Consider the following 20,484-nt stretch of genomic DNA (forward strand, 5'->3'; position numbering starts at 1 on the left):
GAACGACCGCTCGACCACCCATCCCCGCCGAGGAGTTCACCATGTCCGTACCCACGACCGCACCCACCGCACAGTCGCTGTCCGCCTGGCTCGTCGACCGCATCGGCGGCTATCTGCAGCGCCCCGTCGAGGAGATCGACACGACGGTGCCTCTCGCCGAGTACGGGCTCGACTCGGTGGCGGCCCTGAGCCTCTGCGGCGACATCGAGGAGGACTTCGACCTCGTCGTGGAGCCCACCGTCGCCTGGGACTACCCGACCGTGGAGGCGCTGACCGGCCATCTGCTGGAGGAGTTCGCGGCCGGGCCGGGAGCGGCCTGATGGGCCCGGTAGCCGTCGTCGGCATCGACTGCCGCTTCCCCGGGGCGCCCGACACGGCCGGCTTCTGGGAGATGCTGATGCGTTCCGGCGACGGGGTCGGCCGCGTACCGCCGCAGCGCTGGGCGGCCGCGGACTTCCACTCCGCCGACGGAGCCGAGGGACGCACGAACACCACCGAAGGCGGGTTCATCGCCGACCCGGACGTCTTCGACAACGAGTTCTTCACCGTCTCGCCCCGCGAGGCGGCAGCCATGGACCCGCAGCAGCGGCTGCTGCTGCACTCCGCCTGGCGCGCCGTGGAGGACTCGGGCGTCGCCCCGCACCGTCTGAAGGGCTCCGGCACCGGGGTCTTCGTCGGCATCATGAGCAACGAGTGGGCACAGCTCCACCTGACCGACTACCCGCGCGTCACCGCCCAGGTCGGCTCCGGAAACGGCTACTGCATGACGGCCAACCGGATCTCCTACCACCTCGACCTGAAGGGCCCCAGCCTCGCCGTCGACACCGCCTGCTCGTCGTCGCTCGTCGCCACGCACCTCGCGGTCAACGCGCTGCTCGCCGGGGAGTGCGGGCAGGCCATCGTCGGTGGCGTCAACCTCGCGCTGACGCCGGCGCTGTCGATCTTCTACACGCAGGCGGGACTCTCCGCGCCCGACGGCCGCTGCAAACCGTTCAGTTCGCAGGCGGACGGCATCGGCCGGGGCGAGGGCGTCGGCACCGTCGTGCTGCGCAGGCTGGAGGACGCCCTCGCCGACGGGCAGCGCGTGTACGCCGTCATCCGCGGCACGGCCGTCAACCAGGACGGCCGCAGCAACGGCATCACGGCCCCCAACCGCTGGTCCCAGCAGGAGGTCGTCGCGGCCGCCTACCGCAGGGCCGGCGTAGAGCCCTCGGACGTCGCCTTCACCGAGGGACACGGCACCGGCACCGCGCTCGGCGACATGATGGAGGTCAAGGCACTCGGCCACCACCACGCGGGGCGTACCGGCAGACCCATGGCCCTCGGATCGGTGAAGGGCAACCTCGGGCACACCGAGGGCGCCGCCGGCGTCGCCGGCCTGATCAAAGTGGCGCTGGCCCTGCACCACAGGACGGTGCCGGCCAGCAGGTTCGCCGCGAAGGAGAGCGCCGTCCTGCGCCTGCGTGAACAGGGCCTGCGGCTGCTCAAGGCCCCGCTGCGCCTGCCCGCCGGGACCACCGTCGCAGGGCTCAGCAGCTTCGGCATGGGCGGCACGAACGCCCACGCCGTGCTGGAGTCGGCACCCCCCGCGGCGTCCCGGGCGCCCGCAGCGGCCGGGAAGGACACCGGGGGCGCGGGTGCGGGCGTCTTCACGCTGACCGCGCCCACGCCGGAGGCGCTGCGCCGCAATCTGCGGGTGCAGGCGGACGCCGTCACCGCCCGGAGGGTGCCGCTCGGCGCCCTGTGCTGGACCAGCAACCACGTCAAGCAAGGGCACCGGCACCGCTTCGCCGTCGCCGCATGTGACACACGCGAACTGTCCGGGCTGCTGCGCTCGGCAGCGGACGACGAGGAGGTGCTGAAGAGGCACGCGGGCACCGCGGCCGGACAGCGCCTCGCCTTCCTCTTCACCGGGCAGGGCTCCCAGTACGCGGGCATGACCGCCGGCCTCTACCGGGACTCGCCGCTCTACCGCCGCTTCCTCGACGAGGCGGAGGCGGCGCTGCTGCCGTACACGCACACGCCGGTGCGCGAGGCGATGTTCGGCACCGGCGAGGAGATCCACCGCACCGAGTGGACGCAGCCCGCGCTCTTCGCCGCCGGCTACGCCCTCGGCGCCACGCTCCAGGCGCTGGGCGCTCGCCCGGAGCTCGTACTGGGGCACAGCGTCGGAGAGTTCGCCGCCGCGTGCCTCAGCGGCGCCCTGCCGCTGGAGGGCGCCGCCCGGCTGGTCGCGGCGCGCGGGAGGCTGATGCAGCGGCTGCCGGCGGGCGGCGGGATGCTCGCGGTGCGCGCGAGCCGTGAGTCCCTCGAGGAGCGCGTCGCCGACGAGCCCTGGGTGAGCATCGCCGTCGTCAACGGCCCGGAGGCCGTCGTCCTCTCCGGGGACGTGCCGGCGCTGGAGCAGATCGAGAAGGAGCTCGGCGCGGAGAACGTACGCACCCGCCGGCTGACGGTCTCCCACGCCTTCCACTCGCCGCTGATGCAGCCGATGGTGGAGGAGTTCGCCGAGGTCGCACGCGAAGTGGGCGGTGCCGCGCCCCGCGTCCCGTTCTACTCCACGGTGCTCGGCCGCCGCCTCCGCGACGGAGAGGCGCTGGACGCCGGCTACTGGACGTCGCACATCGCCGCGCCCGTCGCCTACGCGGACGCCGCCGCGGCGCTGCTCGCGGACGGGCCGACACATCTGGTTGAGGCCGGCCCGCAGCCCACGCTGACGTCCCTCGCGCGCCGTCTCGGCCCCCGCGCGCCGGAGTCGGGCGGCTTTCCAGCGGTCGCCGCGCCCGTCAAGGGCGCGGACTCCGGCGGCCGGGAACTGGCCGCCGTGCTGGCCGCGCTCTACAAGGACGGCCTCGAACCGGACTGGGACGCGGTGTACGAGCCGGGGGAGCGGCACCAGCAGCGGCTCGCGCCCTACGAGTTCTCCGCCGAGCACCGCTACTGGACGGCGGCGCCCGTACGCGCGCCCGCATCCGGCCCCGGACCGGACGGCGAGCCCGGCGTGGCCCCCGGCCAGGCGGCGCTGCCCGTACCCGGCACCCGGGCCGAAGAGTCGAGCGCACAGGGCGTACTGCCGCCGGAACAGGCGCCGGCAGCGGACGGCGGCGACCCGGTAGCCGGCGCGGTACTCCGCGCGGTCGGGCAGGTCGGCGGCTACCCGCTCGCGGAACTCGGCCCCCACCAGCTGCTCTACGAGGACCTCGGCTTCGACTCCGTGATGGTGATGGAGCTCAAGCACCGCATCGAGGAGGAGCTGACGGACGGCGACGAACTGGACATGCAGGAACTGCTGCCGAGGCTCTCCTCCGTGGGCGATCTCATCGGCTTCCTGCGCGAGCACCCGGCCACGGCCACGGCAACGGCGGCCGGCACGAGCACCGGCCCGGCCACCGGCCCGGGCCCCGGCATCGAGGAGAGGACGGCATGAACGGGACGCACCACGGCCCGGCGGACCCCGGCGGGAGGCCGGACGGCAGCAGGCAGGCGTACCTGGCCTCGGTCGGCACGGCACTGCCCGGCGACCCCGTCGACAACGCGACGCTCGCCAAGACGCTGGGCGTCAACGAGGAGTGGATCGAGCACTTCATCGGCACCAGGACCCGGCACTTCGCCCGGGACCTGGGGACAGGCGAAGTGCGGTGGTCGCTGGCCGACCTGTGCGCGCAGGCCGCGCAGCGCGCCCTCTCGGCACCCGGCTGCGACCCGGACGACGTCGAGTTCGTCGTGCTGGGCACCGCCACGCCGGACACGCTGATGCCGGCGACGGTCAACCACGTCGCCGACCAGCTCGGTCTCGACCAGGTCCCCACCTTCCAGCTCCAGTCGGGCTGCGCCGGCGCCGTCCAGGCGCTGAGCGTCGCGCGCAGCATGATCGCGTCGGGTGAGTACCGCACCGGTCTCGTCATCGGGGGCGACGTGTGCAGCAAGCACCTCGACCTCCAGCGCGACCTGTCCGGCGCCGCCCCCGGCGACCTGGTCAACTTCGTGCTCTTCGGGGACGGAGCGGGCGCCGCCGTCCTCACCGCCGAGCCGGCCGGGCAGCGTGTCGCCGTACGCGAGGTCCTCAACAGGTTCACCGGGCTGGGCCGCGAACCGGGCCAGGTCATCGAGTGGTTCGGGCTCGCCGACAGGCACGAGGACCGGCAGGCCCTCACCGAGGACTACAAGGCCATCGAGGAGTCCGTCCCGGTGATGGCCGTGGAGATCCTCTGGGAGCTGCTCGGCGAACTCGACTGGCAGCCAGAGGAGTTGGACTACCTGCTGCCGCCGCAGCTGTCGGGGCGCATGACGAGCCTCATCACCGAGCGGCTCGACGTGCCCTCCGCGACGGAGATCTCCTGCGTGGCCGACACCGGCAACAACGGGAACGCCCTGCCCTTCCTGCAGATCGAGAGGCTGCTGGAGGGGATGACGGCGGGCCAGCGGGCCCTCGCGGTCGCCGTCGAGTCCAGCAAGTGGATCAAAGCCGGTTTCGCCCTGGAGAAGATATGAACACCAGCAGTGCCCCCGCGTTCACCCTTGCCGACTTCACGCGTCTCGTCAGCGAGGAACTCGACCTGCCCGCCGAACCCGCCCAGATCACCGCGGACTTCGACGAGATCCCCGACTGGGACTCCCTCCACCTGCTCAAGCTCATCACCGCGCTGGAGCCGGCCACCGGCCGTGCCGTGCCGGTCGGCAAGGTGCTGGAAGCGCGCAGCCTGAAGGAGATCTACGACCTGGCGGTGGCGGATTGAGCGCCCCTCCGCCCAGGGCGAGCATGCCTTCGCCCGAGGCGCCGGAGCAGGGGGACGGCGTGCACACCGTCGTGGAGAGACGGCGCCGCCACACCCTGTACTTCCTGGAGTGGGCCGCCCGGCAGCGCCCGGTGCACCTGGACACCGAGGTCGACATGACCCGCGTGCAGCAGCACCGCGCCGCCGCCCGCGAGAGCGGCGTGCGCTACTCCGTGGTGAGCTACCTCCTCCTCGCCGCGGGCCGCGCCCTGCACAGCCACCCCCGCGCCAACGCCGCGATGGCCCCGGGCTGGCCCGGTGCGCTGCGCCGTCCGCGGGTGATGCGCTTCGGCACGGTCACCGGGAAGCTCGCCCTCGACCGGGACGTCGGCGGCGAACGCGCCGTGCTGTCCGCGCTCGTACCCGGCCTGGAGAGCGCGGGACTGGAGCGGATACAGCAGCGGGTGGACCGCTACCGCGGTCAAGGAGCCGCCGGACTGCCCGAGTTCGAGGGCGTGCGGAAGCTCGGGCGGCTGCCGTCCCCGCTGGGACGCGCGGCCTTCGCCGCCGCCCTGCGCGGCACGCGCTGGCGTTCCGGGCTCTTCGGCACCGTCTCCGTCAGCTCGCTGGGCCACCGTCCCGTCGACGGCTTCCACTCCGCGGGCGGCACCGCGGTGACCCTGTGCGCCGGGCAGATCGCCGAGCGCCCCGTGGTGCGCGCGGGCCGTATCGTCGCCGCGCCCGTGATGCGTCTCGGCCTCACCTTCGACCACAGGGTGATCGACGGTGCGGAGGCCGCCGACGTGCTGAGCCATGTCCGGCTCACCCTGGAGGACTTCCATGACGGCAGCCCTGCGGAAGCCCGCGGGCCGGACGCCGGTGCGGCCCGTGCGGAGCCCGGGACCTGAGGGTGACTGGACCACCCGGCTCCGGGCCGATCTGGCCCAGCACGCGCACGCCGTCGTCCACTCCCGCACGGAGGACTGGGCGGCCCCCGCACGGCAGCCGCCCCATGTCCGCGAGGCGCTGCTCCGCACGGAACTCGGGCCCCGCGACTGGGAGCGCTACCTCGGCCTGCGGGTGCCGGCGGTGCGGGAGCGGTTCGCCGCGTCCCGCCGGCTGCTGAAGGCCGCTGTCGCCGCGGCGGTCCGAGTGGCCCCGCATGAAGTGGAGTTGGCGTACACCCCTGCAGGGCGTCCGTACCTGCACGGCTACGACGCGGTGCACATCGCCCTCAGCCACACCGGCAGCCTGCTTCTGGCGGGACTCGCCACCTGCGGCGTGATCGGAGTGGACGCCGAGCTCAGCGACCGCCCCCTCTACGGGCCGGGCCTGTGCCGGCAGTCCTGCACTCCGCACGAGGCGGGAGCCCTCCAGGCGCTGCCGCGCGGCGAACGGAATCCGGCGCTGGTGCGGCTGTGGACGCTGAAGGAGGCCTACAGCAAGGCCACAGGTCTCGGACTGGCCGCCGGATTCACCGAGTTCGGCTTCCCCGTCGACGCCGCGGCCCACGTCCCGGCCCACGTCCCCCTGTGCCGTCCCGACGGCACTCCCGCTCCCGGCTTCGAACGCGCCTGGACCTTCCGTACCTGCCTCCTCGACGGGCGCTACACGGCGGGAATCGCCGTGTGCGACGCGGGCTTCGGCCCCACGAGGGACGTCGCCGCGTCCACGGCGCTCGACGCCGCCGTCCTGGACGCCATGTCGCACGCCGAGAGCTGAGGGAACCCGGCCGCCGAAGACGACCTCCCGGCGGCCGGGCTCTTCTCATGGTCGGGGCGGACGCGTGGTCCGGCTTGTCCGTCCGGACGGTCAGAAGTTGCCGTTCGACAGGATCTCGCCGTCCCTGTCGTAGACCGTCACCAGTCCGTTCTCGCTGCTCCTCCAGTCGGCGAAGGCGCTCGCGATCAGCTTGCCGTCCTTGGAGTGGGCGCCCATCATGCCGCCGCTGTAGTCGGTGAACACGTCAGCGGTATCCATGATGTCGTTCTGCTCGTCGGCTCCCTGGACCTTGGTCACGTGTCCGACCGCCTCCTTCTCCGTGGTGGTGCCGTTCTTCTCCACGAACGCCTTGAACCGCTCCGCCTGGGTGGCGGTGGCTTTCGCGTCCTTCTCGGGCTTCGCCACGTCCTTCCCGGGCGGATTCCCCGCCTTCCCCTCGGACTCCGGCGCCTCTTCGGGCTGTTCCGCCGTCTTCATCGGTGTCGCGGCGACGGACGTGTCCGGGCGCTTGCTCCCCCCGTCGCCGTCGCTGAAGGCGGCCACGGCGACGACGGCGATGAGGAGGCAGGCTGCCAGGACGCCGAGGCACGAGAGGCCTATCACCTTCCCGGCGCCCGTCTTCCTCGGCGGCTGCGGCGTCGGCGGGTACGGCTGCTGGGGGGCACCCCATGCGGGCTGGTTGCTCATCTGTCCCACTCCGATGCTGTGTTGGAACTGCGGCTGCGAGGTGGCAGTTGTGTGACACTCCGGCATATCAGGAGGTTGTAAACTTCTGCGTCGATTACCAGCCTTTCCTTCCGGCGGCTACCGGCCATGGAAAGGTGCCGGTCCCGCCCTCCCCGCCCCCCGCTTCAGCTGGGCGAAAGCCGCGCCTCCGCCGCGTACAAGGCGGACCCAAGGGGGCCCTTCGACACTGGGCGCGGGCTCCGAGAGCCCCCGCGAACCCGGATCCGGACGGTGAGGCAATGGACCACCTGCAAGAGCTGAAGGAATTCGCCCGCCTGCACGCCCGCGGACAGGGGATGCGCCCCGCACGGGCCGCGCACGTCCTGGAGCAGATCACCAACGACACGCCGGGAGACCCGCGTTCATGGGCCCGGGTGTGGACCCTGCAGGGTGACGCCGCGGCGCGCCGCGGCGACCTGCTCGACGCGTGCCGCCACTACGCACTCGCCCGCTTCCCCAGTCACGCGGACGAGGACCGGCGCCGCGCGCAGCAGCTGTGCGTCGCCGCGTTCGACGAATGGCGGCGGGACCGACGGGACATCGAACGGCTGGAGTTCGCGCACCCCGACGGCGACGTCGTGTGCTGGGCGAGCGGCCTGGACAGTAAACGGCCCAGGCCCCTGCTGCTCGTCATGGGCGGCATCGTCAGCGTCAAGGAGCAGTGGGCGCCGCTGCTGCCGAAGCTGCGGCGGCTGGGATTCGCCGTCGTCGTCGGGGAGCTGCCCGGCGTCGGGGAGAACACCTGCACCTACCACCCGGATTCCTGGCGGCTGTTGCCGTTCCTGCTCGACAGCCTCGCCGGCCGCGCCCGTACCGGCGAAGCCTCGCTCATGGCGCTCAGCTTCAGCGGCCATCTCGCGCTGCGTGCCGCGGCGGAGGACTCGCGCATCCGCAATGTCCTCACCGTCGGCGCACCCGTCCGCGAATTCTTCACGGACGCCCAGTGGTGGCCGCGGGTGCCCCGCATCACCGTCGAGACGCTGCACCGCCTGACCGGCGTGCGGGATGCCGCGCAACTCCGGGCACTGCTGGGGCAGTTCGCCCTGACCGACGAGGTGATCAGGGCGCTGCGCATCCCGGTGCGGTACGTCGCCAGCAGCCGCGACGAGATCATCCCGGCCGCTGAGCACGCCCTGCTGAGCCGGGCCCAGGGTGACGTACGTGTGAAGGTTTTCGACGACGTGCACGGTTCACCTGCCAACCTCGGTGGTACCCGGAGATGGCTGCTCTCCTCGCTGCTGCGGCTGCAGTTCACCGGCCAAGGACGGCAGAACGCGGCGGCGGGATCCGGAGCGGACCAGGCTCCGGGGCGGCAGCCGGCCGATGCCGGCACCACGTCAGCGTCTTCCATGAGAGGCAACCATGAGTAAGCCCCGCCAGTACGGTGCCCGGCCGTCGACCGTACGGCCCTGGTACACGCTCGCAGCGCTCGGTGTCCTCGAGAGCGATCTGACCTCGACGCGGCGCAATCCGGCTCCGCCCGCGCGGGACCGCGCGCACCGGAACCCGGGCGGACGTCCCGCGGGCGGCGACCAGCCGTGACGCCGTGGGCGGCCGGGCCGTGAAGCCCGGCCGCCCACGGGGCCACGCGGCCGGCGCCGGTCCGGGCCGCCGCGGCTCTCGCCGCCGGTCTCAGGCCGCCGCGATATCCGCCGCCGGAGCGGGCCGCCGCGGCTCTCGCCGCCGGTCTCAGGCCGCCGCGATATCCGCCGCCGGAGCGGGCTGGATGAGCCACACGCCGGGCCGTACCTCCAGCGACATTTCGCCGGAGGTCTCGCGCCCGCCCCGTTCCGCGGCGGCCCGTGCCTGCCCGGCAGTGCGCCGCGCGTACTCCAGCCACCGCGTGTCGCCCGCCAGTCCGGCCGCCGCCTCGCACTCGCCCAGCCGGGAGAGCGCCCCGTCCGGCCGCCCACGGCTCAACTCCACGAAGGCGAGGCCCCGGAGGGCCTCCATCGCGCCGCGGGCGTCGCCCTCCGCACGCCCGGTCTCCAGCGCCTGGCCGTAGTGCTCCTCAGCGCGCGCCGTCCGGCCCTGGCCCAGCAGCACGTCGGCCTCGCCGGTGAGGCAGCGCGCAGCGCCCGCGGCGTCCCCGCATCGGGTGAAGAAGTGCCGGGCCAGGTGGTAGCGGTCCGCGGCACGGGCGGCCTGGCGGCGCTGCCAGGCCAGGTCGCCCAGGGAGCGCAGGAGCGCTGCCTCCGCGTGGGCGTCTCCGGCCTGGCGCGCGGCGTCCAGGGCGAGTTCGTGCGTGGCGTCCCACTTGCCCCACAGGGCGCACGCCTCGTAGTAGCCGCCGAGCGAGGAGGCCAGAGCGGCGGTCAGCTGCCACAGACCGGCGGTGTGGGTCTGCCGGACCATCTCCCGCAGCCCCGGGGCCTCGTCGCGGAACCACTGCAGCGGCGGACCGGCCGCCAGACTCCGCACCTCGTCCTCCGGAAGCTCCCATCCGTCGCCGGACGCAGCTTTCCCTTGAGCGCCCGCTGCGGCGGCGAGCCGGTCCCGGCCGGGGGCCAGCATGCTGTCCGCGTGCCGGGCCAGGGCCAGGCCGGCGTGTCCGAGCCTGGCCACGGCCGCGGTCGTCCCGGGACCGCCGGGTGGTGCCTCCTCGGCGAGCGTCTCCGCCGCGAGCGACCGCAGCAGCGGGTGGTAGCCGAAGCGGACGGAGCCGCGCGCACCGGGGGTCCGCCTGGCCTCCAGCAGGTGTCCGCGCACCAGTTCCTCGGCTTCGTGCTCCGCGTCGGCGACGCCGGTGCCCAGCAGGGCCGCCGCGCTCCACGGTGCGAAGTGGGGTCGCGGCGCCAGCGCCAGCAGCCGGAAGGCGCGCTGCTGCCCGGGCGTCGCGTCCCGGTAGGCGGTCAGGAGGCTGCCGCGTACGTCGAGGTCGCCGAGCGTGAGCGCCGGCAGCCGGCGGCGCTCGTCACGCAGGCGGACGGCCAGTGCGGCGGGCGTCCAGTGCGGCCGGGCGGCCAGGACGGCAGCCGCGACGCGCAGAGCCAGCGGCAGGTACCCGCACAGCTCGGCGATCTCGGTGACGGCGGCCGGATCACGGGCAGTTCGCGGCCCTCCGGCGGATACCAGCAGCCGCTCGGCGTCCGGTGCGGCGAGTACGTCGAGCGGCAGATGGCGGACGCCTTCGACGCCTGCCGGCGCCTGGCGGCTCGTGACGATGACCGCGGTCTCCGGGGCGGCCGAGAGCACTGCCCGCACCTGCGCCTGTGAGACGGCGTCGTCGAGGACGAGCAGTATCCGCCGGCCCCGCAGGCAGGCCCGGACGCGGTCCGACAGCTCCTCCAACTCACCTTCGGAAGGCGGGAGTTCGCCCTGACCCTGGTCTGTAGCCGCGGGTGCGCCGCCGTCACCGCCCGGAGTGAGGCGCAGCCGCCGCAGCAGCGTGCTGAGGGTGCGCGCGGGGTCGACGGCTCCGCCGCCGGCGTCGCGGAGCGGCAGCAGGACCCGGCCGTCCGGGAAGTGCTCCGCCGTCTCGTACGCAAGCTGGACGGCCAGCGCGGTCTTGCCCGCGCCCGCCCGGCCGGAGACGGCCAGTACGCGCGGCGCTTCGCCGTCCCCGTCCCCGGGCCCCTCCCCGTCGCCGCTCCCGGGCCCCGGCGCGTTCGCCAGCACGCTCGTGCCCAGCGCGATCTGGTCTGCGCGCCCCGTGAAGTCGGCGACGCGGGGCGGCAGCCACAGCACGGGGCCCGGCTGCGGAACCGCGGCGTCCTCCTGCCCGGAGCCCGCGGTGCCGAGCGTCCCCGTGCTGGACGTGCCCGTGCCGCGCCCCCCGCCGTCCGCCGTTCCGGCGCCTCGTCGCCCGGCTCGCGGTGCCGTCCCCTCCGGGAGGTCCTGGGACCGCTCGTGCCACGCGAGAGCGGGGTCGGCGGCCAGGACGCGCTCCAGCAGCCGCTTCAGCTCCGGCCCGGGTTCGACGCCGAGTTCGTCGACGAGCGCCTGACGGGCCCGGTGGTAGGCCGCGAGGGCGTCCGACTGCCGTCCCGAGCGGTAGAGCGCCACCATCAGGTGCGCGTGGAGCGTCTCCCGCATGGGGTGTGCGTGCGCCAGCGCCATCAGCTCGCCGACCAGTCCGTGGTGCCGCCCCAGGCGGAGGTCCGCGGAGATGCGCTGCTCCAGCACCTCGCTGCGCAGCTCCTCCAGCCGTACGGCGCTCGTCTCCAGCATCGGCCCGTGCGGGACGCCGGACAGGGCCGCCCCCGTCCACAGTCCGAGCGCCTGGCCCAGCAGGGAGGACGCGTGGGCGTAGTCGCGCTGCTCGTACGCCTCTCGGCCCTGCACGCGCAGCGACTCGAAGACGGTCAGGTCCAGTTCGCCGTCGCCGGTGTTCATCAGGTAGCCGGGGGGCCGCGTCTCGAGGGGCTGCCCGGCGCCGGGGGCGCCATCCAGCAGCGCCTTGCGCAGCTGCGACACGTACACCTGAAGGGTGGTGGCGGCGGTGCGCGGAGGCTCCGCGCACCACAGTTCGTCGATGAGGGTGTGCACCGACACGACGCTGCCGCTCTGCACGAGAAGTGTGGCCAGCACCGCCCGCGGCTTGGCCGCTGACGGCGTGCGGGGCGTCATCTGTACGGGCCCCAGGATGCGGAATCGCAAGGAGTGCTGCCTTTCGACGGCGGCCCGGGGAGCTGGCCGGGGACCGCTGGAACGGATGGCTCGGGGCAAAGGGCGGCGTTGCCCCGGACGAGGAGCGACGGTCTCGCGGAAGCCGGTTGACACAGCTGTTGCGGAACCGACTTCGCGGAACCAAGGCGCCTGCTGCTCAGCAGTCCTGCAGCACGCTGACGGAGGACTCCGAGACGAGGCGTCCGCCCTGGGTGAAGGCCAGGCGCAGCTCGGCGACGGGTCGTTCCCGTTCGTCCCTGCGCAGTCCCGCCGCGGCTGTACCGTCCGCAGGCCGGACGGTGCAGTACAGCGGCAGTCCGGGGTCGGCGAACCCGCGGAAGGACGCCTGCCAGTGCGAGAGGACGGCGTGGGCGGGCTGGAAGCCGTGCAGTTCCGTCGCGGTGAACAACGCGGCCTGGCGCGAGACTTCGAGGAACAGCGCGGTGGTGTACGCGTCGGAGGCGTCCGGGAGGACCCGGCGTGCGGCGAGGACGTCGACGGGGAACGTCAGGCCGTCGTCCCGGGTGCCCGGCACGCCGTCCACGGGCATGCCGATCAGCACGTTGCGGGTGGAGCGGCGTCCGGTGCGCTCGGGAGCGGGGGAGTGGTGTGCGGACGGTGCGCCGTGCAGTTCGGCGGCGCGGTGTGCGCTCTCCGGGCGGCCCTTGTTCCAGTGGTGGCGGTGGACGAGCGGGGTGGGGAAGGCGATGCGGGTGTCCGCGGTGCCGCACCGCCGACCGTCGATGTCCACCGTGGCGCCGCAACTGAGGCTGTGCGGAACGCCGTTGACGATGTCGGCGGGGGCGACGCGCAGGTCGAGCGCGATCTGCGCGCTGCCCGACGTGCGGCGCCACGGCTCGACGTCCGTGATGCCGGTGGCCCCGAAGGTGAGGACCATGCGGCGGCTCTCCGGGATGCGGAAGCAGCGGCGCGCGGCGAACACGGCGGTCTGCCGCAGCGACTCGACGGCAGAGAGCAGGTCGTGGAACGCCGCGACGCCGTCGCCGAACAGCGGGTGGTCGCCGGGCAGTTCGGCGGAGAAGGCGAACTGCTGGGGGACGGGCGGAGTCGACTGGAGCAGGAAGGCTTCCGGCGTCTGGGGCCGGTGCAACAGGTGGTGGGGACCCAGGAGGGACGTGGGCAGCGCCCCTGAGCGCTGTGTACGGACGGCTGCGGTTCTGGGCACGATGGTCATGAGGGTGTCCTCTGCTCAGCGGCAATGCCGGCGGGGTGACGGCCCGCCGGAAACAAGGTCGGAAAGCCTTGGTGCGCCTTCAGGCTTTCCTGCTCCGCTGTAGCACCAGGGAAGAAAAACTGTAGCCCTGAGGGGCAGTTGGGGCGAAAGGCTCAATTCAGCACCCGGCGGCCGGTGACGTCTGTCACGGGATTCCCTTTTCTGTGACCGGCGTCATGAATACCCGGGGGAGCGCGGCGGAAATCATCACTCGCCTCACGGAATCCGAAGCGTGCGATATGAAAATTTCACCCCGCGCGGATGATCGGAAAGCTGTCGCGCCGTTCGGGAGCGCTTGCATACTTTGACTGGCAGTCATGCGTGCGAAAGGGGGCCATCGTGCCGCTACCGGCCGGGAGTTGCCCGGTGCACCTCTGGTCGCTCTCCGAGGACGTGGTGGTCGAAGCCGGGGAGAACGACGACGAGATCGTCCTGACCGGCCGCTGGGGCAGGGAGTGCGTCGAGGGCGGCTGCGCCGTCGTACGCGAGGTGCTGCACCGCATGGTCCTCGGCCCCGTGCTGCTGGTGAACGCCGGTGTCAGGAGCAGCGGTTCGGACTCGGACCCGAACGCGTACCTCTTCCTGATGCTGATGCTGAGCCGCCTGTCCCACCTGGTCGTGCGCACGCTCGGTCTGGACGATCTCAAGGGCCCGCTGCTGTCGGTGCAGCCTGCCTCCCGGCGCGCGTCCTTCACCCCCGAACGGCTGCCGAAGCTGGGGGAGGTGCGGCTGCCTCCAGGGGTTTCCTTCACCCTCGAACCGGCGGGCGTGGCACTGGAATTGGTCGACTCGCCGCACCGCGTCGTCCTGCACCGTCCCGAAGCGGTCTGGGTGGTGGGCATGCTGGCGTGGCCGATCACCCCCGACGAGATCTCCTCCGCACTGCCGCTGCCGTCGAAGGTGACGGAGGGCATCCTCGACTACCTCGCCGGTGCGGGAATGGCCACCGTGGTCCGTGCCCGGACGGCGGGCGGAGACCGCTTCTGCGGCGGCGACGGCGGCTGAGCCGGTACGGCCCGCGGGCCCGCCGTCAGAGCAACCAGCCCGACTCCCGCGCGATGCGCATCGCGTCGACCCGGTTCCGCGCGTTCGTCTTCGTCACGACCGTCGTCAGGTAGTTGCGCACCGTCCCCGTCGACAGGTGCAGCAGGGAGGCGATCTCGGAAGCCTCCGCGCCTTCCGACGCGAGCCGCAGCACCTCCGTCTCGCGCTCCGTCAGCGGACTGTCCGTACCGCCCCACGCGGCGAGGGCCAGCTGGGGATCGACGGCGCGGTGACCGGCGGCCACCCTCCGTACGGCGGCGGCGAGTTCCTTCGGCGGCGCGTCCTTGAGGAGGTAGCCCGAGACCCTCGCCGCCAGCGCCCGGCGCAGCGTTCCGGGCCGGCCGAGGCTGGTGAGGATGAGCGTCCGGCACTCCGGCAGCTTCTCGTGCAGCATCGACGCCGCGGTCAGCCCGTCCATGCCGGGCAGGTCGATGTCGATGACGGCGACGTCGGGGCGCTTGTCCAGCGCGGCCGCCACCACCTCGTCACCGCGCTCCAGTTCGCAGACGACCTCGAAGTCGTCCTCGAGGTCCAGCAGCGCCACCAGCGCTCCGCGGACCATGTGCATGTCTTCCGCGAGCAGTATCCGTATCACGACGCCCCCGTGTGAGCTCTGCGGGTGGGTATGTCCGCATCGGTCGTTCCCCGGTGGCCGCCCGGTCAGGCCGCCGGTCCGTCGAGCGGCAGCTCGGCGGCGTCCACCGCCGCGAGCTGCCGTACCGTGCTGACCGGGGCCTCGGCCACCAGCCGGTACGTGCCGTCCTTGCCCCTTCCCGAGGTGAGGCTGCCGCCGACGGCGCGCAACCGACTCTCCAGGTTGCCCAGGCCGCTGCCGCTGTACGGAGAGGGATCCTGGTAGGCGGGGTCCACGCCGTCGTTGGTCACCGACAGCCGTACGAACCCCTCCCGCTGGAGCCCCTCGATCTCGCAGACACGCGCCCGGCTGTGCCGCAGCAGGTTGGTCACCGCCTCCCTCAGCACGGAGGCGAGGACCGTGTCGACCTGCTGGTTCAGGACGCCGAAGGACAGCCTCGACCGTACGACGATGTCCGCCGCGCCGAGCACCGACTGGGCGGAGACGACCTCGTCGCGCAGCGACATGTCGCGGAAGCCGCTCGCCACCCTGCGCACGTCCGCCAGCGACTGCCGCGAGATGCGCAGCACGTCGGCGACCTCCTCCGTGGCGCGCTTGGGATGGGAGGGGATGAGGCGGTGGATCAGTTCGCTCTTCAGCGTGATCGAGGAGAGGCTGTAGCCGAGAAGGTCGTGCAAGTCGCGTGCGAAGCGCAGGCGTTCGCGCGTCACGGCCATGCGCGCCAGTTCGTCGCGGGTGTCGTGGACCTCGCGGACCAGCTGCGAGAGCCGGGAGAGCCCGTAGACCACCAGGCCGGTGAGGAGGCTGGACTGGCACAGGTGGATGGCGTCAAGCGTCGAGCGGTCGTCCAGCAGCGGGGGCAGCAGCATGCTGAAGCCGACGGAGCCGTACAGCGTCCAGGCCAGCCTCGCCGGCAGGAGCAGCAGCAGCGAACCGGCCAGGAAGCCGGCCATCGCGCCCCACATCGCGCGGAAGGCGATCATGGGCAGGTAGGTGAGGACCGCCTGGACGGACAGCGTCACCCACTTCCGCCAGGCCGGTGCGCGGTGCGCGCCGGGCGCCGAGTGGGAGAGCTGGATCAGGAATATCGCGGCGAGACTGAGAAGGGCGGCCACGAGTTTCCCGGGGCCGAGCTGTGCGCTCAGAATGTTGAGCATTGTAATGGTCAGATAGCTGAGAAGAGCAGCCAGAAGAATGGCCTGGGCCAACCGCGGAGCCGGGAGATTCCGGCCCCGGTCGGGCGTAAGGCCCATTGCGGCTGCTTCCGTTAGGGCAGCGCCGCCGAGCCGGTCTTGAAGTGCCATTAGTGCACAGCCTCTGCAATCGCTCATGTATGCGCTGTCAGGGACGAGCATATGTGAGAACGCGTAAGGCCGAGGGGTCGATGAGCGATTTGAAATGCGCTGTGCGCCACGGCTGTTCGCGATGTGCGGTGCCGGGGTCGCCACCGTTGCCGGACGGCCGGCCCTGGTCCCCACCCCGTACGCGGGACCCGGGGTGCACGGGTTGCTGCCGCCCCCCTGGCCCGGCCCGCCCGTCATCCCCCTTGCCGCATGGCGACCGTCCTCCCGGGTGTCCGCTGAGTCAGTGTGACTGGAGTGACGATTCTGTGAGGATGCGACAGGTGGGCACAGTGCAGCGGTCACGAACGGCATGTGAAGAACTCATACATCCCTCTGCGGCACCGCTGTGACCAGCGGTTTCCCCTCGCCGGCAGTACCGGTCGCGGTGTTCGGCGGTCCGACCGGGGCGGCCTCGGAACCCGGGCGGCGCCACCGACGTCAGAACGGTGAAGCTGGAGGTAGATCATGCGACAAGGCACCACAGGCAAGGCCCGCACGAAGACCGCACTCGCCCTGGCCCCCGCGCTGGCCGTCATGGCACTGACGGCGACGGCGTGCGGAGGCAGCGGCCAGACCGTCAGCAGCGAGGCACCGAAGAAGCAGTCCCGCTTCGAGAAGCGCGCCACGCAGATCGAACAGGACTGGCCGAAGGTGAAGCGGACGAAGGAGCGTCACAACGACATGCTTCCGCTTCAGGCCGCACAGCGCCCGGTCAAGGGCAAGGACGACTCGCTGACCGTGACCGTCGGCCACGGCGGCTGCGACAGCAGCTACGGCGCGCACGTGCAGGAGACGGACAAGCTCGTGATCGTCGCGGGCTGGGCCAAGGAGAAGAAGGACCAGGACTTCTGCACCAAGCAGCTCGTCAGCGACAAGACGAAGGTGAAGCTCGACAGCGAACTCGGCGACCGCACCGTCGTCGACGCGGCGACGGGCAAGGAGTTGCTGAAGGGCTGACGGGCTGAACCGCCGCGGCGGCGCACCGCGGCGTGCGTGCGCCAGCGCCACACCCCGTGTGCACGGTGCGGCCCCCACCACTGGAACTCAAGCCCGGTGCGGGGCCGCACCCGTGTGAGCTGCCTCTCCACACGGGGATCTTCGGCCTGCCCTCAACCGGAGTGGCACCGCTCTGATAACTTTCCTTCCCGACCGCATGGTTATCCCCATCCCCATCACAACCACGCGGCGGGCGGGGGCAGTTGGGCATCCAGGCGGATGCCGGCGGCTGCTCCGGGCGCTGCGGTCAGGAGCCAGTGCGTGAGCGAGGCACTGCCGAGTGGCCAGAGCGCACCCACGGTGCTGCGCATCGTTCTCGGCAAGCGGCTGAAGGAACTGCGCGAGAGCCGCGGCGTCACCCTCGAAGGTGCCGCCAAGGCGCTGAGCGTCAGTCACCTGACGATCCGCCGCATCGAGAACGCCCAGGTCAGTCTGAAGATCCCGTACGTCAAGGAGCTGCTGAGGCTCTACGAGGTCTCCGAGGCGGAGGCCGAGAGCTTCACGGCCATGGCCGAGCAGGCCAACGAGCCCGGCTGGTGGCACAACTACAAGACGGCGCTGCCCGACTGGTTCAGGGCGTACGTCAGCCTCGAGACCGCTGCCCAGGTCATCCGCGTCTACGAACCGCACTACATGACGGGCCTGTTGCAGACACGGGACTACGCCCGCGCCGTCATCCGGGCCGGCTTCCCCTACGAGCCGGAGCACGCCCTCGAGCACAGGGTCGATCTGCGTCTGCGCCGCCAGGCGCTGCTGGGCGGGCCCGAGTCCCCGAAGCTGTGGGTCGTGCTGGAGGAGGCCGTGCTGCGCCGCGAGGTCGGCGGCCCCGCCGTGATGCGCGGCCAGATCGAGCGGGTCATGGAGGTGCTCGACGATCCGCGCGTCACGCTGCGCATCCTGCCGCTGGCGGCGGGCGCCCACTCGGGAACGACCGGGCACGTCACGTACTTCCGGTTCAAGGAGCCGGAGCTGCAGGACATCGTCTACACCGAGGTCGGTCTCACCAGCGCCGTCTACCTCGACCAGCGGCCCGACGTCGTGACGCACCTGGAGGCGTACACCCGGATCTCGCGGCTCGCCTCCGAACTCGTCCCCGACACCCGCGCCTACCTCGACAGGCTCCGCAAGGAGTTCACGCGCTGAGACGCCGGCACCCCGGACCGTCCCGGCCGCGCCGCCGAACAAGAAGGTCCGCGGCTCTCCCCTGGGGAGCACCGCGGACCGGTCTTCGTATCAGGTGCGCGCGACCGTTCCACAGCGTGGCCGCGCGGGCACACTCAGTCGATGCCGCGCCAGATGTGGGGCTCGAAGCCGGGCTCTTCCTCGTCGTCCACGCCGGCCAGCAGCCACAGCGGCGCTTCCAGCGGCAGGCTCAGCTCCTCTCCGAAAAAGGCGCTCTCCATGGGTGACCGTGACTGGATGGCCGTGGTCATTCTTCGTCAACTCCCCTGTGAAACTCGGGCGCAGGGCCGTACGGCCCCGTAGTCGCGACCGCCTCCCCGTAAGGCTCCCGCACTCCGATTCTGACCTGCGGAAGCACGTCTCGCAGCCCGACGGAACAGAGCGGCACGCCGTGCCGTGAGCAGGGGCGGGCGGCACGGCCGGGGCCCGCCCGGGCACGCCCCGGGGAGATGCCTGGCAGGGGCCGGTGTCGCGGCGCCGGGAAGACGATCAGCCGGCGAGCCGCGCGGGGAAGCCACCCGTCGCAATCGGCCCCCAGTGCCGCGGCGTGATCCGGATCAGCGACTTGCCCTGCTTCAGCATCGCGGCCCGGTACTCGTCCCAGTCGGGGTGCTCACCGGAGATGTTGCGGAAGTACTCCACCAGCGGTTCGACCGACTCGGGACTGTCGATCACCTCGGCGTCCCCGTCGATCTGCACCCAGGGGCCGTTCCACTCGTCGGAGAGGACGACGACGCTGACGCGCGGGTCCCGCCGGGCGTTGTGCGTCTTGGCCCGCTCCGGATACGTCGAGACGACGATGCGCCCCGAGTCGTCCACGCCGCACGTCAGCGGCGACGCCTGCGGCGAGCCGTCGGATCGCCGGGTGATCAGCAGGGCGCGGTGGCGCGGGCGGACGAAGTCGAGCAGGCCGGGCAGCTCGACGCGGGTGTTGGTGGCGACGGAAGGGCTCATGCGGCCGAACGTACGTCATGCGGCGCGTTCACTGAACCCGTGCCGCCGCGCGCCCGTACCGCGTCCCGCCCCGCCGGGCTCGCGGCCCCGTGGCTCAGGTGTCGCACTCCAGCACCGTGCGGCAGAGTCCGCAGCGCGCCCGGACCCTTCCGCGCACCGGCACCCTGATGCGCTGGTTGCAGACGGGGCAGGGGAAGGAGACCCGCATCGGCGAACGGCCCTCGAAGGCGTACCCGTCACCGTCCACCGCCCGCGCCGGAGGAGCCGGCTGCGTCTGCGCCCGGCGGCGGTCCCTGACGTAGCGGCGGCGCTCCGCCCAGCCGGCCCCCTCCAGAGGCGGCCGTGCGGCCTCCGCGCGCGCCAGGGCCCTGCCCTCCACGTACGCCTCGTACGCCTGCGGGCTGGTGAACCACACCGCGGGGTCCTCACCGGTCAGGGCGGCCCGCTTCGCCAGGACGTAGCCGTACTCCTCCGGCGTGAGGTAGCCCAGCTTCTGCGACGTGAGCGGGTCCTGCCGGAAGGCGTCCAGCAGCAGCCAGCCCGCCCCCAGGTACGTGGTCGCGGTGTCCGTGAGGATCTCGTCGTCCTCGGTCCCGTCGAAGGAGAGCCCCAGGCGGTGCAGGAAGACGTGCGCCACCTCGTGCGCGAGTGCCGCTCCGATGTCCCGGCGGTGCTTCGTGAACCGGGCGTTGAGCTCCACGAAGTACTCGGGCCCCGCTGTGAGTTCGACGTGCGCGGCGTCCCGCATCCCGCTCCGGAAGGAGACGGCGACACGGGCGTCCGGCAGGCGGAAGTGGTGCACCATCACGCGGGCGATGCGCTGCGCGCCGTCGAGGAGGTCCTCGGAGTCGGAGAACGCCACGTCGCTGGGGAGCACGCTGGCCTCGAACCGCCGCAGCCCGTCCTCCGGGAGCCGCCGGTGGAGCGCCGTGATCGCGGCCCGGACGGTGCCCAGGTGAGGGAACCCGCGCCGCACAGGGGCCCCGGGGGCTCTGCCTCCCGCATCCCGTGCCGCCATCGGCACCACCCCCGCAGTCCGTCGGTCCCCTGCCACTTTACGTGCGCGGCCGCCGCGGCCTCGTCAGCGTTCGCGGCGCTGGCCGAACCGGCCTCCAGGACCTACTACGACAAGAAGATCTCCCATGGAAAGCACCACACCCAAGCCCTCCTCTGCCTCGCGAGACGACGAGCCGACCTGCTCGTCGCGATGCTCCGCGACGGCACCCTCCTCGACCCCGAGCCCCCACAGCTTGACGAAACCCATAGGGACACCCCCGGCTGACCACCGCTGTCCCGACGGCCGGACACCCTCGCACGCTCGGCCCGGACACCGCTCGACTGTGCCGGCCCGCGCCACGGCACTTG

General features: G+C 72.5%; 19 protein-coding genes and 1 pseudogene. 12 read left to right on the forward strand and 8 right to left on the reverse strand.

Translation table 11 applies throughout. The annotated features are described in order from the left end of the window. Positions 1-41 precede the first annotated feature (41 nt). The 6 genes from IEY56_RS16085 to IEY56_RS16110 are packed head-to-tail and all read left to right on the forward strand — an operon-like array spanning position 42 to position 6,437. Positions 42-320: an acyl carrier protein gene (locus tag IEY56_RS16085; RefSeq protein WP_189037892.1), complete on the forward strand. Its 279-nt coding sequence runs from the start codon at positions 42-44 to the stop codon at positions 318-320. Continuing rightward, the gene (locus tag IEY56_RS16090; protein WP_189037893.1) at positions 320-3,427 is read left to right on the forward strand and encodes a type I polyketide synthase; all 3,108 of its coding nucleotides are present in this window, start codon (positions 320-322) and stop codon (positions 3,425-3,427) included. The genes IEY56_RS16085 and IEY56_RS16090 overlap by 1 nt, the downstream gene beginning before the upstream one ends. Next, a complete protein-coding gene (locus tag IEY56_RS16095) occupies positions 3,424-4,491 on the forward strand; it encodes a 3-oxoacyl-ACP synthase III family protein (RefSeq protein ID WP_189037894.1) in 1,068 nt (355 codons plus the stop codon). The genes IEY56_RS16090 and IEY56_RS16095 overlap by 4 nt, the downstream gene beginning before the upstream one ends. Beyond that, positions 4,488-4,736: an acyl carrier protein gene (locus tag IEY56_RS16100; RefSeq protein ID WP_189037895.1), complete on the forward strand. Its 249-nt coding sequence runs from the start codon at positions 4,488-4,490 to the stop codon at positions 4,734-4,736. Before IEY56_RS16095 ends, IEY56_RS16100 begins: the two co-directional genes overlap by 4 nt. Before the next feature lie 23 nt (positions 4,737-4,759). Further along, on the forward strand, positions 4,760-5,623 hold the full coding sequence (locus IEY56_RS16105; RefSeq protein WP_189037896.1) for a 2-oxo acid dehydrogenase subunit E2: 864 nt from the start codon (positions 4,760-4,762) through the stop codon (positions 5,621-5,623). Next, complete coding sequence (locus tag IEY56_RS16110) at positions 5,556-6,437, forward strand: 4'-phosphopantetheinyl transferase family protein (protein ID WP_229711937.1); 882 nt, start codon at positions 5,556-5,558, stop codon at positions 6,435-6,437. The genes IEY56_RS16105 and IEY56_RS16110 overlap by 68 nt, the downstream gene beginning before the upstream one ends. Before the next feature lie 90 nt (positions 6,438-6,527). On the opposite strand, the gene IEY56_RS16115 is transcribed toward IEY56_RS16110, so the two are convergent. Then, positions 6,528-7,124: a hypothetical protein gene (locus IEY56_RS16115; RefSeq protein ID WP_229711938.1), complete on the reverse strand. Its 597-nt coding sequence runs from the start codon at positions 7,122-7,124 to the stop codon at positions 6,528-6,530. Between the two features lie 278 nt (positions 7,125-7,402). Between IEY56_RS16115 and IEY56_RS16120 the strand changes: the two genes are divergently transcribed. After that, on the forward strand, positions 7,403-8,533 hold the full coding sequence (locus tag IEY56_RS16120) for an alpha/beta hydrolase (RefSeq protein WP_189037897.1): 1,131 nt from the start codon (positions 7,403-7,405) through the stop codon (positions 8,531-8,533). Beyond that, positions 8,526-8,705 carry a hypothetical protein gene (locus IEY56_RS16125; protein ID WP_189037898.1) on the forward strand — a complete coding sequence of 60 codons (180 nt, stop codon included), beginning with the start codon at positions 8,526-8,528 and terminating at the stop codon, positions 8,703-8,705. The genes IEY56_RS16120 and IEY56_RS16125 overlap by 8 nt, the downstream gene beginning before the upstream one ends. 147 nt (positions 8,706-8,852) lie before the next feature. On the opposite strand, the gene IEY56_RS16130 is transcribed toward IEY56_RS16125, so the two are convergent. Both IEY56_RS16130 and IEY56_RS16135 read right to left on the reverse strand, forming a co-directional pair. Continuing rightward, complete coding sequence (locus IEY56_RS16130; protein WP_189037899.1) at positions 8,853-11,762, reverse strand: AfsR/SARP family transcriptional regulator; 2,910 nt, start codon at positions 11,760-11,762, stop codon at positions 8,853-8,855. A gap of 166 nt (positions 11,763-11,928) precedes the next feature. Next, entirely contained in the window at positions 11,929-12,966 is a 1,038-nt protein-coding gene (locus tag IEY56_RS16135) for an AfsA-related hotdog domain-containing protein (protein ID WP_189037900.1), read from the reverse strand. A gap of 405 nt (positions 12,967-13,371) precedes the next feature. Here IEY56_RS16135 and IEY56_RS16140 point away from each other — a divergent pair, with 405 nt between their 5' ends. Further along, entirely contained in the window at positions 13,372-14,010 is a 639-nt protein-coding gene (locus tag IEY56_RS16140) for an NADH oxidase (RefSeq protein WP_189037901.1), read from the forward strand. 25 nt (positions 14,011-14,035) lie between these two features. Here IEY56_RS16140 and IEY56_RS16145 read toward each other — a convergent pair whose 3' ends face one another. Continuing rightward, positions 14,036-14,644, reverse strand: a complete 609-nt coding sequence (locus IEY56_RS16145; protein ID WP_189037902.1) for a response regulator transcription factor — start codon at positions 14,642-14,644, stop codon at positions 14,036-14,038. A 65-nt stretch (positions 14,645-14,709) separates the two neighbouring features. After that, positions 14,710-15,801: a sensor histidine kinase gene (locus tag IEY56_RS16150; protein WP_189037903.1), complete on the reverse strand. Its 1,092-nt coding sequence runs from the start codon at positions 15,799-15,801 to the stop codon at positions 14,710-14,712. A 651-nt stretch (positions 15,802-16,452) separates the two neighbouring features. On the opposite strand from IEY56_RS16150, the gene IEY56_RS16155 reads away from it, so the two are divergent. Both IEY56_RS16155 and IEY56_RS16160 read left to right on the forward strand, forming a co-directional pair. Continuing rightward, positions 16,453-16,944 carry a hypothetical protein gene (locus IEY56_RS16155; protein WP_189037904.1) on the forward strand — a complete coding sequence of 164 codons (492 nt, stop codon included), beginning with the start codon at positions 16,453-16,455 and terminating at the stop codon, positions 16,942-16,944. Between the two features lie 300 nt (positions 16,945-17,244). Then, positions 17,245-18,126, forward strand: a complete 882-nt coding sequence (locus tag IEY56_RS16160; RefSeq protein WP_229711939.1) for a Sco1979 family transcriptional regulator — start codon at positions 17,245-17,247, stop codon at positions 18,124-18,126. Positions 18,127-18,260: 134 nt separating this feature from the next. On the opposite strand, the gene IEY56_RS16165 is transcribed toward IEY56_RS16160, so the two are convergent. The 3 genes from IEY56_RS16165 to IEY56_RS16175 all read right to left on the reverse strand — a co-directional run bounded on the left by IEY56_RS16165 (position 18,261) and on the right by IEY56_RS16175 (position 20,137). After that, the gene (locus tag IEY56_RS16165) at positions 18,261-18,416 is read right to left on the reverse strand and encodes a hypothetical protein (protein WP_189037906.1); all 156 of its coding nucleotides are present in this window, start codon (positions 18,414-18,416) and stop codon (positions 18,261-18,263) included. Between the two features lie 238 nt (positions 18,417-18,654). Further along, positions 18,655-19,119, reverse strand: coding sequence for a PPOX class F420-dependent oxidoreductase (locus IEY56_RS16170; protein WP_189037907.1), 465 nt, complete (start codon positions 19,117-19,119; stop codon positions 18,655-18,657). 94 nt (positions 19,120-19,213) lie between these two features. Next, complete coding sequence (locus tag IEY56_RS16175) at positions 19,214-20,137, reverse strand: hypothetical protein (protein WP_189037908.1); 924 nt, start codon at positions 20,135-20,137, stop codon at positions 19,214-19,216. 63 nt (positions 20,138-20,200) lie between these two features. Between IEY56_RS16175 and IEY56_RS28505 the strand changes: the two are divergent. After that, positions 20,201-20,401 (forward strand): annotated as a pseudogene (locus IEY56_RS28505) (hypothetical protein); the annotation flags it as partial. Positions 20,402-20,484 lie beyond the last annotated feature (83 nt).

It is taken from the genome of Streptomyces daqingensis, from assembly GCF_014645895.1.
GTDB lineage: Bacteria > Actinomycetota > Actinomycetes > Streptomycetales > Streptomycetaceae > Streptomyces > Streptomyces daqingensis.